Below are 480 nucleotides of genomic sequence, written 5' to 3' on the forward strand. Positions count from 1 at the left end.
CGCCCGCCTCGAGGGCCTCCTCAAGCCCACGGCCATCGTCAGCTCCAACACCAGCGGCATCCCCATGAAGATCCTCCTGGAAGGCCGCTCCGAGGCGTTCCGCAAGCGCTTCCTGGGGACCCACTTCTTCAACCCGCCCCGCTACCTCCACCTCCTGGAGCTCATCCCCACCCCCGAGACCGACCCCAGGGTGTTGGCGGAGATCCGCCGCTTCGGCGAGCGCATCCTGGGCAAGGGGACCGTTCTCGCCAAGGACTCCCCCGGCTTCATCGCCAATCGGCTTGGGGTCTACGGCATGGTGCAGGCGGTCCGCCTCATGGAGAAGCACGGCCTCACCATTGACGAGGTGGACGCCCTTACCGGGCCCCTCCTGGGCCGCCCCAACTCGGCCACCTTCCGCACCGCCGACCTCACAGGCCTGGACGTGCTGAAGCTGGTGACCGAGGAACTGGCCCACGCCACCGGGGAGGACTTCGCCCT

The 480-nt window shown here is 68.5% G+C and carries 1 protein-coding gene; it reads left to right on the forward strand.

Features of this window, described 5'->3' with window-relative positions:
- Positions 1-480, forward strand: a 480-nt coding sequence (locus BVI061214_RS00310; RefSeq protein WP_162207983.1) for a 3-hydroxyacyl-CoA dehydrogenase family protein, incomplete at both ends; no start/stop codon positions are given.

The organism is Thermus aquaticus, assembly GCF_001280255.1.
In the GTDB taxonomy this organism is placed as follows: domain Bacteria; phylum Deinococcota; class Deinococci; order Deinococcales; family Thermaceae; genus Thermus; species Thermus aquaticus.